The organism is Klebsiella terrigena, assembly GCF_012029655.1.
Lineage (GTDB): Bacteria > Pseudomonadota > Gammaproteobacteria > Enterobacterales > Enterobacteriaceae > Klebsiella > Klebsiella terrigena.
In genome coordinates this window covers 955,935-970,032 of record NZ_CP050508.1, presented here as the reverse complement: position 1 = coordinate 970,032, position 14,098 = coordinate 955,935, and the positions used below count along the sequence as shown (strand labels likewise).

12 protein-coding genes are annotated in these 14,098 nt (G+C 56.0%); 6 read left to right on the top strand and 6 right to left on the bottom strand.

The features are described from left to right. Positions 1–12 precede the first annotated feature (12 nt). On the bottom strand, positions 13–1,254 hold the full coding sequence (locus HCK03_RS04705) for an MFS transporter (protein WP_041147057.1): 1,242 nt from the start codon (positions 1,252–1,254) through the stop codon (positions 13–15). Between the two features lie 245 nt (positions 1,255–1,499). On the opposite strand from HCK03_RS04705, the gene HCK03_RS04700 reads away from it, so the two are divergent. After that, positions 1,500–2,495, top strand: coding sequence for a LacI family DNA-binding transcriptional regulator (locus HCK03_RS04700; protein ID WP_041147058.1), 996 nt, complete (start codon positions 1,500–1,502; stop codon positions 2,493–2,495). Here the strand turns inward: HCK03_RS04700 and araE are convergent, their stop codons facing one another. Continuing rightward, on the bottom strand, positions 2,496–3,914 hold the full coding sequence (araE, locus tag HCK03_RS04695) for an arabinose-proton symporter AraE (protein ID WP_041147059.1): 1,419 nt from the start codon (positions 3,912–3,914) through the stop codon (positions 2,496–2,498). It abuts the gene before it with no gap. Positions 3,915–4,221: 307 nt separating this feature from the next. Further along, on the bottom strand, positions 4,222–4,983 hold the full coding sequence (gene kduD, locus HCK03_RS04690) for a 2-dehydro-3-deoxy-D-gluconate 5-dehydrogenase KduD (RefSeq protein ID WP_076945931.1): 762 nt from the start codon (positions 4,981–4,983) through the stop codon (positions 4,222–4,224). 545 nt (positions 4,984–5,528) lie between these two features. On the opposite strand from kduD, the gene HCK03_RS04685 reads away from it, so the two are divergent. Then, positions 5,529–6,704 (top strand): oligogalacturonate lyase family protein, encoded by a 1,176-nt coding sequence (locus tag HCK03_RS04685; RefSeq protein ID WP_115191976.1) that lies wholly within the window; start codon positions 5,529–5,531, stop codon positions 6,702–6,704. Positions 6,705–6,920: 216 nt separating this feature from the next. On the opposite strand, the gene HCK03_RS04680 is transcribed toward HCK03_RS04685, so the two are convergent. The 3 genes from HCK03_RS04680 to HCK03_RS04670 form a co-directional block, all read right to left on the bottom strand. Next, the gene (locus tag HCK03_RS04680) at positions 6,921–7,616 is read right to left on the bottom strand and encodes an oligogalacturonate-specific porin KdgM family protein (RefSeq protein WP_041147062.1); all 696 of its coding nucleotides are present in this window, start codon (positions 7,614–7,616) and stop codon (positions 6,921–6,923) included. A 256-nt stretch (positions 7,617–7,872) separates the two neighbouring features. Further along, the gene (locus HCK03_RS04675; protein WP_115191975.1) at positions 7,873–9,051 is read right to left on the bottom strand and encodes an acetyl-CoA C-acetyltransferase; all 1,179 of its coding nucleotides are present in this window, start codon (positions 9,049–9,051) and stop codon (positions 7,873–7,875) included. A 116-nt stretch (positions 9,052–9,167) separates the two neighbouring features. Continuing rightward, complete coding sequence (locus HCK03_RS04670) at positions 9,168–10,037, bottom strand: LysR family transcriptional regulator (protein WP_167691202.1); 870 nt, start codon at positions 10,035–10,037, stop codon at positions 9,168–9,170. A 140-nt stretch (positions 10,038–10,177) separates the two neighbouring features. On the opposite strand from HCK03_RS04670, the gene HCK03_RS04665 reads away from it, so the two are divergent. The 4 genes from HCK03_RS04665 to HCK03_RS04650 all read left to right on the top strand — a co-directional run bounded on the left by HCK03_RS04665 (position 10,178) and on the right by HCK03_RS04650 (position 14,097). Continuing rightward, entirely contained in the window at positions 10,178–10,639 is a 462-nt protein-coding gene (locus tag HCK03_RS04665) for a multidrug/biocide efflux PACE transporter (RefSeq protein WP_115191973.1), read from the top strand. 135 nt (positions 10,640–10,774) lie between these two features. Continuing rightward, complete coding sequence (locus HCK03_RS04660; RefSeq protein ID WP_167691201.1) at positions 10,775–12,004, top strand: amino acid permease; 1,230 nt, start codon at positions 10,775–10,777, stop codon at positions 12,002–12,004. A 116-nt stretch (positions 12,005–12,120) separates the two neighbouring features. Beyond that, the gene (locus HCK03_RS04655; RefSeq protein WP_115191971.1) at positions 12,121–12,987 is read left to right on the top strand and encodes an oxidoreductase; all 867 of its coding nucleotides are present in this window, start codon (positions 12,121–12,123) and stop codon (positions 12,985–12,987) included. Positions 12,988–13,392: 405 nt separating this feature from the next. After that, entirely contained in the window at positions 13,393–14,097 is a 705-nt protein-coding gene (locus tag HCK03_RS04650) for a flagellar brake protein (protein WP_041147068.1), read from the top strand. The last annotated feature ends 1 nt before the right edge of the window (position 14,098 follow it).

The window sequence follows — 14,098 nt, the reverse complement described above, 5'->3', positions numbered from 1 at the left end:
CACTCTTTTCATTCAAATAACGGAAGGTTGCGGCATCAGCGGGTCCGATGGTGACTTAGCCGAGCGCAGCAAGAAGATGGAGATAAAGGTGGTGAAGAACACCAGCAGGCCCATAATCAAATAGGACCGGGCAAAGCCGTATATCTCGTAGCTATAGCCCGCCAGCGGCGACAGCACGGTAGCAATAACCGAGCTGGTGCAGGCAAAGCCCACCAGATAGAGCGTCGATGAGAGGCGCTTATCAAAGTTTAAGCTGTTGTATTTAAATATAGATACCAGCAGGATCGGCAGCTCCACCGCGTGCAGCAGCTTGGTGATAGAGATGAGCAGCGGCCCCTCCACCAGCCCGGAGGCCACCATCCGCAGCGCCATCACCATACCGGCGAAAATCAGGCCATTTTTAGCGCCAATGCGGTTAACCAGCCAGGGCGCGCAGAACATCCCCGCCGCCTCAAGAAACACCTGGAAAGAGTTCAGGTAGCCGTACATGGCGTTGCCCTCCTGCAGGGTGGCGAACTGCGAGGAGAAGTAGACCGGGAACTGCTGGTCGTAGACGCCGTAAATACAGGTGCCGACGACGAAAAACACCAGCGCCCAGAAGCGGCGCAGGGTGAGCAGACGCAGCGCGTCCTCCAGCGTCACCTTGCCGCCCGCTACCGCTTCCTCCATCGCCTGCGGTGCAGAGGAGACCCGCAGCCGCGCCAGCAGGAAAAAGAACACCAGGCCGGAGCAGCTGGCGACGGCAAAGTTCAGCTTCGGGTTGATGTTAAACAGCAGGCCGGCAAAAAAGGTCGCCACCGCCCAGCCCAGCGATCCCCACATCCGCGCCTTGCCGAACTCAAACTGGCTCTGCCGCGCCACGCGCTCGGTGTAGGACTCCAGCACGCCGATGCCGCCGTTGAAGGTCAGGCCGATGTAGATCCCGCCAAAAATACTGCCGAGAAAAATGTTAATGCCCAGCAGGTAGCCAAACAGCAGATAGGCCGGCCCGGAGAGGATCAGCAGCGCGGTGATATACCAGAGCAGGTTTTTACGCAGGCCGAGCTTGTCCTGAATAAAGCCGTAGCAAATTTGGGCAAACAGCGCTGAAACGGAGAGAACCGCGTAGATGATGCCGGTATCCCCCGCCTTCAGGCCGACCTCCTGATGGAGCCAGATAGAGAGCAAAGAGCCGGACGAAGACCAGGTCACGAAAAAGAAGAACAGTAAGGCGCTGAGTATCGGATAGCTGTGAGAGTGATGTGCTTTCATCATGACGTTCTCTGTTGGAGTAATGCGCAGATGGTAACGTTAACAAAACCCAAAACTCATGCCCTTTTACTGAGATACATGATGTTAATCACATAAGTTAACGTTAACATAACGGAGATGCGATCGCGATCAAATATTCCTCGCCATCGCTGCGGCGCATCCTGCGATAGAATATCGCATATGATCCTTTTACATCAGCGACTTAGTTATATAGCCTGTTGCCTGGCGACAGCGTTGGAGTGGTAAATATGGCATCCTTGAAAGATGTGGCAAAACTGGCAAACGTCTCTCTGATGACGGTCTCACGGGCGCTGAATAGCCCGGAGCGCCTGAAACCAGAGACTCTGGCTCGCGTTCAGGCCGCCATTGAACAAACCAACTACGTCCCCGATCTCTCCGCCAAAAAAATACGCGGCGCCCACGCCACGCCGAATACCATCGGGGTTCTGGCGCTGGATACCGTCACCACCCCCTTCTCGGTGGAAATTACGCTCTCAATCGAAGAAACCGCGCGGGCGCACGGCTGGAACAGCTTCGTGGTCAACATGTTTTCCGACGATAGCCCGGACACCATCGTCGATCTGCTGCTCTCCCACCGGCCGGACGGGATTATCTACACCACCATGGGGCTGCGCCAGGTGCCGCTCCCGGCCAAGCTGCTGACCCTCCCCTGCGTGCTGGCCAACTGCGAAAGCCTGCACGACCCGGTGGCCAGCTATATTCCGGACGACGAGCAGGGTCAGTATGCGGCGGTACAGGCCCTGCTGGCGGCGGGCTATCGCCGTCCGCTGTGCCTGCATCTGCCGGCGAAGCATCTGGCGACCGTGCGCCGACGCCAGGGGCTGGAGCGCGCCTGTCGCGAAGCGGGTCTCGATCCGCATACGCTCGAACACAGCTATATGGAGTATGGCGATGAGCACTATCGCGACATCCCGGCGATGCTGCTGGCAAACATTCGCGCGGGTAAGCCGCAGTTCGATGCGGTGATTTGCGGTAACGATCGCATCGCTTTTATGGTCTATCAGACGCTGCTGGCGCAGGGTCTGCGCATCCCGCAGGACGTGGCGGTGGTCGGTTACGATAATATGGTCGGCATTGGCGATCTGTTTTTACCGCCGCTCTCAACGGTGCAGCTTCCGCATTATGAAATAGGGCGCCTGAGCGCCCTGCATATTATTAACGGCGACAGCCATCGGGATACGGTGCGGGTTGCCAGCCCCTGGCTGCCGAGGGAGTCGCTGTAATCAGTTACCAATATCGCGCAGCTTCTTGCCGGACATCAGGTTGCGCTCGATGTGCTCAAGGGTGACGTTTTTGGTTTCCGGGATCAGCCAGAAGGTCACCCCGATAAAGGCGACGTTGAGCACGGTATAGAGCCAGAAGGTGCCGGCGGCGCCAATCGCGTCAAGCAGCGTCAGGAAGGTCGCGCCGATAATCATATTCGACACCCAGTTGGTGGTGGTGGAGCAGGTGATGCCGAAGTCGCGGCACTTCAGCGGCTGAATTTCCGAGCACAGGATCCACACCACCGGGGCGGCGCTCATGGCGTAGCCGGCAATACACATCATGGTCATGCCGACGGAAAGCCAGGATAAGCCGCTGGAGGCGGTACCGTTATCAAACTGCATCAGGCAGTAGCCGAGCACCAGCGTGCCCAGCGCCATCACGCTAAAGCCAATTTTCAGCGCCGGTTTACGCCCGGCTTTGTCCACGGTGAACACCGCAATAAAGGTGGCAAACATAAAGGTCAGGCCGACGACGAGGGTCGCCATCATCTGCTGCTCGGTGGTGGTGAAGCCCGCCATTTTAAAAATACGCGGCGCGTAGTACATGATGATATTCATCCCGGTGAACTGCTGCATCGCCTGCAGCAGCATGCCGAGGAACACCGCCCGACGGACGTTGCGGTTGATCTTAAACAGCGCCCAGCCGCCCTGCTTGAGCTTCAGGCTTTCGCGAATTTCATTGAGCTCATCCCGGGCTTTCTCCGAGGTATCGCGCAGCATGCGCAGCACCTCTTCCGCCTCGACGTGGCGCCCCTTCTCCGCCAGCCAGCGCGGGCTGTTGGGCAGGAACACCACCAGCACAATCAGCAGGACCGCAGGCAGCGCCAGCACTCCCAGCATGGCGCGCCAGTTGCCGCTGTAGCTAAACGCCGTATCGGATAGAAAGGCCATCACGATCCCCAGCGTCACCATCAGCTGATACATGCTTATCATCTTCCCGCGGACGTTTTCACTCGCCATTTCAGAGAGATAAAGCGGCGCTGTATAGGAGGCGATCCCGACGGCAACGCCGAGGAGGACCCTCGCCAGCAGCAGGACCTCGACGCTGTCGGCAAAGGCGGAGCCGATGGATCCGGCAACAAAGAGTATCGCCCCGACCATCAGGCTGTATTTACGCCCGAGGCGGAAAGAGAGCCAGCCGTTGAACAACGCGCCGACGGCAGCGCCCAGCATCATGCTGCTGACCACCCACTCCTGCAGGCGGCTGGATAGGGCAAAATGATCGGTAATAAAGGGCAACGCCCCGGCAATCACCCCGATATCGAGGCCAAAAAGGAGCCCGGCCACCGCGGCGGCAATGGAGACAAACTGGTTCATGCGCCGGGTATCACGCTGCGTACGCGGCATTAACGTAGAGTCATTATTAATTGAGGTCATTTTTCCCTGCCAGAACATAGTAAGACGTGATGAGAAAGTACGGGATCGGCGGGGTAATGTGTCAGGGTGGAGATGCCAAAGATATGGACTAATTAGCTACTAGACATCGTTTTGTGATGGACATTCAACTTTCATAACGGCGCGACAATTTATCAACTGCAGATAAAAATCCAATAATGATGCGATTTATCACCACCCCATAACTAATTAATATGGATTATTTTCATTTATCAATATGGACAATTAATGTTCACACATAAAAAAACCTGCCGTCTGTGGCAGGTTTTTATTCGGCAAAGCGGGAAGATTAGCGCGCCAGCCAGCCGCCATCCACCGCCACGGTATAGCCGTTGATGTAGTCAGACGCGCTGGAGGAGAGGAACACCACCGGCCCCATCAAATCGCTCGGCAAACCCCAGCGGCCCGCCGGAATACGCTCAAGAATTTCGGCACTGCGCTGCTCGTCGGCGCGCAGCTGCTGGGTATTGTTGGTCGCCATGTAGCCCGGTGCGATAGCGTTAACGTTGATGTTGTGCTTCGCCCACTCGTTCGCCAGCAGGCGGGTCACGCCCATCACGCCGCTTTTTGAGGCGGTGTAGGAAGGCACGCGAATACCGCCCTGGAAAGAGAGCATGGAGGCGATGTTGATGATTTTGCCGCCGTTGCCCTGGGCAATGAAGTGCTTCGCTGCCGCCTGAGACATAAAGAATACGCTCTTGATGTTCAGATCCATCACGTCATCCCAGTCCTTTTCGCTGAACTCAAGGGCATCCTGACGGCGGATCAGGCCGGCGTTGTTGACCAGAATATCGATATGGCCAAATTCAGCGACGGCGCGCTCCAGCAGCTGCGGGATCCCCTCAATCTGGCGCAGGTCGGCGGTCAGGCTCAGAAAACGACGGCCCAGCGCGGTGACGCGCTCAATGGTCTCCGTTGGCTCAACAATATTGATACCGACAATATCGCAGCCCGCTTCCGCCAGCCCTACCGCCATGCCCTGGCCCAACCCGGTGTCACATCCGGTCACAACGGCCACTTTACCCTGGAGAGAGAATGTATCGAGTATCATACCTGGTTCCTTTATCTTTCAGATAGCCCGTACTACACAGGCGAGGTTCTATAGGTTCGACCGGCTGCTTGCGCTGGCCATTATGTAAGAAGAACTCTCTGGGGCTGGCCCATTATAAAAATAAAACAGAGTTCCGTTTTGCTAGTGGACCCATCTTATCTCCGGGCAGGGTCATTTTCAATTATTATTAAAACATCGTTTCAATTTTTAGCGAGGCAAATATTAAAAATGCAAATCAGATCACGAAGCGCTGACCCGACCTGAAACAATAAAGAGTGAAATTCATTTAAATACAAAGCATTATAGAAACTTAGAAAATCATCTTCAGATCGCAGAAAGTCGGCATAAAAACAAAGTTCCCTCTTCATACCGCTGCCTGTAGGCAAAAAAGTGCGATCCAGAGCAGGAAGTTATTGCGAACTGCGCTCGCCATCACAAATAATGAAACGATGTTTTGATAAATTGACACCTATCTTTTAAATCAAACTCATCTGCTCACGCGCCCCTCAGGGAGGCGGCAGCGCAGGAAGGAAAAGGAGCACATCATGGCTAAAGGCATGCGGGTAAAACTCAACTATGAAGTCAGCCGCGATCCCGATACCGGGGCAGAGGTCACACGCTTAACCCCTCCGGAAGTGACCTGCCATCGTAACTATTTCTATCAGAAATGCTTTTTCAACGACGGTAGCCATCTGCTGTTCGCCGGTGAATTCGACGGGCACTGGAACTACTACCTGCTGGATATCGCCGCGGCCGAAGCCGTCCAGCTCACCGAAGGGGCCGGCGACAACACCTTCGGCGGCTTCCTCTCGCCGGACGATACCTCCCTCTATTACGTTAAAAATGACCGCACGCTGCTGGAAGTTAACCTCACCACCCTGCAGGAGCGCGAAGTCTATCGCGTCGCCGACGAATGGGTGGGCTACGGAACCTGGGTCGCCAACAGCGACTGCAGCAAGCTGGTCGGCATTGAGATCGCCAAAAGCGACTGGACGCCGCTCAACGACTGGCAGACCTTCCACGACTTCTTCCATAAGGGCCCGCACTGCCGCCTGCTGGGCGTCGATTTGCAAACCGGTGAAAGCCGCACCATCCATGAAGAGAAAAACTGGCTGGGCCATCCTATTTATCGGCCGTTTGATGACAACACCGTCGCCTTCTGCCACGAAGGCCCGCACGATCTGGTTGATGCCCGCATGTGGATGGTGAATGAAGACGGCAGCAGCGTACGTAAAGTCAAAGAGCATGCCGAGGGCGAAAGCTGCACCCACGAGTTCTGGGTGCCGGACGGCTCGGCGCTGATGTACGTCTCCTACCTGAAGGGCCAGCAGGGACGCACCGTTTACCGCTTTAATCCGGATAGCGGCGTGAACGAAGCGCTGATGCAGATGCCCGCCTGTTCGCATCTGATGAGTAACTTTGACGGCACGCTGCTGGTGGGCGACGGTTCCGGCACCCCGGTCGACGTGAAGGATACCAGCGGCTATACCATCGATAACGACCCCTATCTGTACGTTTTCGACGTGGCGAAGCGGGCCTTCTTCCGCGTTGCGCGTCACGATACGTCGTGGGCAACCATTGCCAACAGCCGCCAGGTGACCCATCCGCACCCCTCCTTTACGCCGGACGACAGCGCGATCCTGTTTAGCTCCGATAAGGACGGTAAACCGGCTATCTATATCGCGAAGCTCCCCGAGCAGCGCGAGATGCTGCAGGCATAACCTGTTGTAACCTGAGTTTGATTGAGTACTTCTGTAACTGGCCTTGCCCTCCTTAGTGGAGGGCTTTTTTTGGCCCGCAGCCGGCTCGATTCCGGCGGACAGGGAGCGCTGAAGCGGACACTCGCCCGGCATGATTAATTAATAGAGGATGGCGGCGGAGCCACGGCAAAACCCCGGCTAACTGCGCCGGGGTCAACAATCAGGCGGGGTTTGCTATTAGAAGGTGTACGCCACGCCCACGCGGAAGCGGGTCTGGCGGTCGCTGCGGTCGTTGACGCCAACGTTACCCACCTCGCCGTAGGGCGCCCAGTTCTTATCCAGCTTATAGGCCAGCTTGACGTTATATTCCTGGGAGTAGGGTTTATTGTCATTACGGTTTACGCCTTCGCTACTGCGGGCATAAACGTAGTTCAGCTCGGTACGCCAGTCGCCCAGCACGAAGCCTGCCCACGCATCGCCGCGGTTAACTTTATCGTCCTCTTTGCCCGCGCTTGCCGGATAGCGGGTGTAGTCGTAACGGTAGCGGGCGGCAACGTAGAAACCGTTATCGAAGCTGTACTGCACGCGCAGGTTCGGCTTATAGATCGAGCGGCTGTCGTTACTTTCAATATTGAAGCCCGGCGTGACGGAGAAATTCTTGTTCGCCTTCCACTGCCAGCTAATGGTTTCTTCATGCCCGTTGCCAACGAAGTCTGAATAAGGCTGATCGGTGTTATCCCCTCCTGACTTCCACTTTGCCTCGACGGAGAAACCAAAGCCGTTGGCGAACCGGTGCGACACGGAGACGCGGTCGGCATTGGTTTTATCGGTTTTACCGCCGTCGATGAATTCATGACGCAAATCCACCGTTACGGCTGCAGCAGAAAAAGACGCGGCGCAGAGAGCAGCAAGGGCCAGAGATCGTGCAAACATAGGGTACCCCTCAAAATTAAAATTATGTTTCTATTTTATGAAACTGTATTTTATTTTTTAAGAGATGATGTTTTAGTGATCGAGATCGTAATTATTTGTTTCAAAAAACATGGCACATGAAGACGTGACAAAGCTCAACAAATAAGGCGGCTATTGGCCCTTTTTGCTGAGAACTTTCGCGGAAATCGTGCTTAGCGCCGATAAAAAAGCCCCCTGATGACAGGAGGCTAAGAAGGGAAAATGCTTTTGCAGACTGCTACGCTCGCTCCACCGCCAGCGCGACGCCCTGGCCGCCGCCGATGCACAGCGTGGCCAGCCCTTTACGGGCGTCCTGCTTGATCATCTCGTGGACCAGCGAAACTAAAATGCGGCAGCCGGAGGCGCCGATCGGGTGGCCGAGGGCAATGGCGCCGCCGTTGACGTTCACCCGCCGCTCGTCCCACTCCAGCACCCTGCCCACCGAAATCGCCTGCGCGGCAAACGCCTCGTTGGCTTCAATAAGATCCACCTCGTCCAGCCGCCAGCCCGCTCTTTCCAGACAGCGGCGGGTCGCATGTACCGGCGCAATTCCCATTAGCGCCGGATCGACGCCTACGCTTGCGAACGCGCGGATCCGCGCGAGGATCGGCAGGCCAAGCTCCAGCGCCTTCGCCTCGCTCATCATCATCACCGCCGCCGCGCCGTCATTAATGGTTGAGGCATTGCCTGCGGTCACCGAACCCAGACGGTCGAAGGTCGGCAGCAGACAGGCCAGGCCTTCGGCGCTGGCGTCCACCCGCGGCTGCTCATCGGTATCCACCCGCCGCGGCGCGCCGTTCAGCTCGGTCATTACCGGGACAATCTCGTCGCGAAAGCGGCCGGAGTCGATCGCCCGCCGCGCCTTATGCTGCGAGCTCAGCGCCCAGGCGTCCTGCAGCTCGCGGCTGATGCCGTACTCCCGCGCCAGGTTTTCCGCCGTCACGCCCATATGATAATCATTGAACGCATCCCACAGGCCGTCGTGAACCAGGCTATCGATCAGCTGGCTGTTTCCCAGCTGCGCCCCGGTGCGGCTGTCGGTCAACACGTGCGGCGCGCGGCTCATATTCTCCTGACCACCGGCAATCACCACGTCCGCCTCGCCGCACTGAATAGCCTGCGTAGCGAGATGCAGCGCCTTCAGCCCGGAGCCGCAGACGTCGTTAATAGTGATCGCCGAAACGGTATTCGGCAGCCCGCCGCGGATCGCCGACTGGCGCGCAGGGTTCTGCCCGGTGCCGGCGGTTAAAACCTGCCCGAGGATCACTTCATCAATAGTGTGGGGATCGATTCCGGCGCGTTCGACCAAAGCCTTAACCACCAGACTCCCCAGCTCCACCGCCGAGTGGCGGGATAGCGCCCCCTGGAAGCAGCCAATAGGCGTACGCAGCGCGCCGACGATCACGACATCTTTCATCCTCTACCTCTGCCTGCCTCTGTGCAAAGAAACAACAACATAGTAGAGAATTGTTATCAAAAAATTTCGCAAATGTTTAAAAAAAGTGAGGTAAATCACAAAGATTTGCGGCGATTTTACTGCCCCTGGCGCTGCAAATGCTGGCGCAGCCAGCTCCCCGCCTCTCCCGGCGGCGCCCGCTTATTCCACAGTAAATCTACGGATATCATCCGCGGCCAGCCCGCAATATCGAGCGGCACCAGGGTTCCGACGCCGGCAAACTCCTCAACCAGCGCGCAGGGCAAAATGCACCAGCCCAGCCCCTGCACCGCCATGCTGAGCAGCAGCAGATAGTTGGGCGCCGACCACACCTGCCCCTGAGCAGGATCGGCCCTGCTTTCCAGATAGGTGCTCAGCCGCAGCTCGCGCCAGCTGTGCAACTCATCCCAGACGACCCTCCTCTGTGCCGCCAGCGGGTGCCGGGGCGCCACGTAAATCGCCATCGCGGTCTGTAGCGGCAGGCGCGTACAGCCGATTTCCGGAGGATAGCTATCCCTGGCCTCAACCAGCCCCACCTGCGCGCGCTCCTTTTGCAGCAGGTCGACAACGTCTTCATCCTCGCCGATCAGGCACTCAAATTCGGTGTGCGGGAAACGGCGGTCGAACTGCTCCAGCAGATCTTCAAGGACATCGGGATGCAGCGTATCGGAGAGCACAAACGTGAGCCGGGCTTCCGTTTCGCCGGAGAGAGAAATAGCCAGCTCATCGAGCCGGTCGCTTGCCGCCAGAATCGCCTTCACGTAGCTCAGCACCTGCTCGCCCTGCGGCGTCAGCACCGGCTGGCGGGCGGAACGATCGAACAGCGTCACCCCGAGGTCGGCTTCGAGGTTTGAGATAGCGGTGCTGACGGTGGACTGGCTTTTGCGCAGCCGGCGCGCGGCGGCGGAAAACGAGCCGCAGGCCACGGCTTCGACAAAAGCGGTGAGAGCTTCGGGAGAATAGCGCATGAACTATCTACTTTATCGATGGATTCTATCTTTTGTTTATCACATTTATCCATAAAATGCGGAGTAATTTCTTATAACGCGTTCAGCCTGCATCGCTAATAAACGGCTGTGAACGACGGCTTTACCCGGAGGTAAAAACCATGCAACAGAGCAACCTGCAGCGTAAGTCGCTGACGGAACGTATTATTCACGCGGTCAGCTTTGAGGGCCTCGCCACGCTGATCCTCGCCCCTACCGCGGCCTGGCTGATGCAGCGCTCGGTGGTCGAAATGGGCGGCCTGAGCATTCTACTCGCCACCCTGGCGATGGTCTGGAACCTGATTTATAACGCGATCTTTGACCGTATCTGGCCGGTTTCCCGGGTGGTAAGAACCCTCAAGGTCCGCGCCCTGCACGCCATCGGTTTTGAGTGCGGATTTATCACCATCGGCGTCACCGCCGTCGCGCTGCTCCTTGGCGTCTCGCTGATACAGGCGTTTATGCTGGAAATCGGCTTTATGCTGTTCTTCCTGCCCTACACCATGCTGTTCAACTGGGTCTGGGACACGCTGCGCGTGCGGGTACTGAAGCACCGTCAAACGCAGATCCCTACGCGTAGCTAAACGCGTGAGGTTCGCCGGGGCTGCTCCCGGCGATCCTCGCGGCAGCCCGCCATCTAAAACTATCGCCACGACCAAAACATAGATGTGTTAAATTACACTCCTTTTTTTGGGTTTTACGGTTGATAAATTCATACAATGTCTAAAATTTGGTCTAAAGAAGAAACTCTCTGGAGTTTTGCCTTATATGGCACTGCCGTAGGCGCTGGCACTCTGTTTTTGCCAATCCAACTAGGCTCCGCCGGCGCCGTTGTTCTGCTCATCACCGCACTGGTGGCGTGGCCGTTAACCTACTGGCCTCACAGGGCGCTGAGTCAATTTATCCTCTCCGCTAAGATAGCTCCCGGCGCTGGCATCACCGGTGCGGTCAACCACTATTACGGCAAGAAGGTCGGGAATCTGATCACCGCGCTCTACTTCCTCGCCTTTTTCGTGGTGGTCCTGATTTACGCCGTGGCGATCACCAACTCCCTCGCCGAACAGCTGTCGCGACATATCCCGATCACCGCCGGCGTCCGCGCGCTGCTCAGCCTCGCCGTCGTCCTGGTGCTGAACCTGATCTTCCTGATGGGCCGTCAGATAACGATTAAGGTAATGGGTTTTCTGGTGTTTCCGCTGATCGCCTGCTTCCTGTTCCTCTCTATCTATCTGATTGGTAACTGGCAGCCTGAGCACCTCACCAGCCAGATGCAGCTGAACTCGCATACGCTCCACCAGGTCTGGATCTCAATACCCGTGATGGTTTTCGCTTTTAGCCATACGCCGATTATTTCAACTTTTGCTATCGACCAGCAGGAGAAATACGGCGAACAGGCGATGGGTAAATGCAAAAAAATCATGAAAGTGGCCTACACCATCATCTGCGCCAGCGTGCTGTTTTTTGTCGTCAGCTGCCTGCTGGCGATACCGGCCACCTATATTGAAAGCGCGCGTCATGAAGGCGTCACCATCCTCTCCGCGCTGTCGATGATGCCCGGCTCCCCGGCCTGGCTGGCGGTAACCGGGATCGTCGTGGCGGTGGTGGCGATGTCAAAATCCTTCCTCGGAACCTACTTCGGGGTGATTGAGGGCGCCAGCGAAATCGTGAAAACCTCGCTGGGGCAGATGGGCATTCGCAAAAGCCGCGCCTTTAACCGCGCGATGTCGATCCTGCTGGTCTCGGCGCTGACCTTCACGGTGTGCTTTATTAACCCCAACGCCATCTCGATGATATACGCCATCAGCGGACCGCTGATCGCCATGATCCTGTTCATCATGCCGACCCTATCGACGTACATCATCCCCGCCCTCAAGCCATACCGATCGCTGGGTAATTTCATCACCCTGGTCGTCGGCCTGCTGTGCGTGTCGGTGATGTTCTTTAGCTAATCCTCCCCTGCGGCGACGGCCACCGCCGTTGCCGCACTTTCTGCTAATATTCCCGCCGCTGAAAATCCCCTGACCGGTTTACACTTAGAACTTGCTTATTATCAGGGGGAGTTTCCATGTCCAACGTACGGCTATCCGGAACCGGTACCTTAGGCGACCGTCAGGTTTATCGCCTGGGATACGGGGCAATGCAGCTGGCAGGCCCTGGCGTGTTCGGCCCGCCTGCCGATCCTGAAAACGCCGTTCGCGTACTGCAGGCGGCGGTGGACGCGGGGGTCAACCATATCGATACCTCCGATTTTTACGGCCCGCACGTCACCAACCAGCTGATCCGCAGGGCGCTGCATCCCTATTCTGACGATCTCTGTATCGTGACTAAAGTCAGCGCCCGCCGCGATGAAAAAGGGAACTGGCTCCCGGCTATGTCGCCGGCGGAGTTGACCCAGGCGGTTGAGGATAATCTGCGTAACCTCAAGCTCGACGTACTGGAGGTCGTCAACCTGCGCAGCATGCTGAGCCCCCACGGCCCGGCAGAAGGGTCGCTGGAAGGACCGCTAACGACGCTGCTCGAGCTAAAGGAGCGAGGGCTAATCCGCCACATTGGCCTCAGTAACGTCACCGCCACGCAGGTCGCTGATGCGCAAAAGATGACGCCTGTTGTCTGCGTGCAGAATCAATATAACGTCGCCAATCGCCAGGACGATGAGCTCATTGACGCGCTGGCCGCGCAGAATATTGCCTACGTTCCCTTCTTCCCGCTAGGGGGCTTTACGCCGCTTCAGGCGCAGGAGCTGAACGATATCGCCGCCGAACTTGCGGCAACGCCAATGCAGGTCGCCCTCGCCTGGCTGCTGCAGCGTTCAGCCAATATCCTGCTTATCCCCGGGACCTCATCGCTCCAGCATCTTGAAGAAAACCTTGCCGCCGCCACCTTAACCCTGCCCGCGGCTGCGCTCAGCACCTTAGATAACCTCAAAGTCTGAACCGTTCCCCCTCTCCCCGGCGCGTCTAAGCGCATGGCGACAGGGGGTATTCTGCCGCTAATATTTGCCTGGAATTAACTCAACGCTACTGGCACTATAGATCCCACTAATGGGTATTTGCCCCAGCCGTCCTTTCGCAAGTAACCCTATACAAAGCATCATTTTATACTAATTAGACCGGCCTCCTTATTGGAGGCCGCGGTCGTTTGTATCTATCTTCATTTTTTGAACTCTTGATTACAGGAAAAACAACTACCAATTCGACGTTTATACAAATCAATTTAGCCACAAAGATAGCTAATAACATCAAACGCTCATTAAAACATCTGATTAACACAATCAGAATGTTGTCATTGCTATAAAAAAAATCCACACACACAATATAAAAATTAACAAGGACTTCACATGACAGAGGGAACAATAAAGACCAGTAAGTATGAGATCATTGCTATTTTCAGGGAGGAACTCAGAAAGCAGTCTGAGATAGAGATTTTCTATAATAACAAAAACTTCATTACGCAGCTGGCGCGTGTTGATTTTTCAGAATTTCACATCGTCACCCACACCAGGATCCCTCCGGGGCACAGGTTCAAATTTGTTCTGCATAGCGATTCAGGGAAGATAGAGTTCAGTTCAACGCTGAAGAAACATTCGGGGAGCGGTACCGCTAAAAGTAATAAGGTCTCATTTACCTTACCTGAATGTATTCAGGTGGTCCAAAGGCGGCGCGATCCGCGATTTCGGCTGCAGCATAAGCATGATTTTTTTTGTCATGGCCGCCATAAAAATGGAGAGAATTACACATTTGAAATTAAAGATATTTCAGATGGCGGCTGCGCGCTGATGGCCAAAAACCCGAATCTTAAATTTCTCACCCACAATTCAATCCTTAAAAACTCGATTCTTTCAGCCGCCGAATATGGGGAAATCACCGTCGATCTGGTGGTTAAAAACGTCGTGTTGGTGACCCTCGATGAGGATGACGAACAGGGGGAAAGCTATCATCAGGTCTCTTGTCAGTTTAAGTTCCGGCATCACGATGATAAGAGAAAAATTGAGAAAATGATGCTTGATTTGATTCTGGAAGCGAAAAGAAAAAAGAGAGTCTGAG

What these genes read in the sequence shown, in the direction of transcription:
- HCK03_RS04705 (WP_041147057.1), bottom strand. Translation starts at nt 1,254, where the DNA reads ATGATGAAAGCACATCACTCTCACAGCTATCCGATACTCAGCGCCTTA.
- HCK03_RS04700 (WP_041147058.1), top strand. Translation starts at nt 1,500, where the DNA reads ATGGCATCCTTGAAAGATGTGGCAAAACTGGCAAACGTCTCTCTGATG.
- araE (WP_041147059.1), bottom strand. Translation starts at nt 3,914, where the DNA reads ATGACCTCAATTAATAATGACTCTACGTTAATGCCGCGTACGCAGCGT.
- kduD (WP_076945931.1), bottom strand. Translation starts at nt 4,983, where the DNA reads ATGATACTCGATACATTCTCTCTCCAGGGTAAAGTGGCCGTTGTGACC.
- HCK03_RS04685 (WP_115191976.1), top strand. Translation starts at nt 5,529, where the DNA reads ATGGCTAAAGGCATGCGGGTAAAACTCAACTATGAAGTCAGCCGCGAT.
- HCK03_RS04680 (WP_041147062.1), bottom strand. Translation starts at nt 7,616, where the DNA reads ATGTTTGCACGATCTCTGGCCCTTGCTGCTCTCTGCGCCGCGTCTTTT.
- HCK03_RS04675 (WP_115191975.1), bottom strand. Translation starts at nt 9,051, where the DNA reads ATGAAAGATGTCGTGATCGTCGGCGCGCTGCGTACGCCTATTGGCTGC.
- HCK03_RS04670 (WP_167691202.1), bottom strand. Translation starts at nt 10,037, where the DNA reads ATGCGCTATTCTCCCGAAGCTCTCACCGCTTTTGTCGAAGCCGTGGCC.
- HCK03_RS04665 (WP_115191973.1), top strand. Translation starts at nt 10,178, where the DNA reads ATGCAACAGAGCAACCTGCAGCGTAAGTCGCTGACGGAACGTATTATT.
- HCK03_RS04660 (WP_167691201.1), top strand. Translation starts at nt 10,775, where the DNA reads ATGTCTAAAATTTGGTCTAAAGAAGAAACTCTCTGGAGTTTTGCCTTA.
- HCK03_RS04655 (WP_115191971.1), top strand. Translation starts at nt 12,121, where the DNA reads ATGTCCAACGTACGGCTATCCGGAACCGGTACCTTAGGCGACCGTCAG.
- HCK03_RS04650 (WP_041147068.1), top strand. Translation starts at nt 13,393, where the DNA reads ATGACAGAGGGAACAATAAAGACCAGTAAGTATGAGATCATTGCTATT.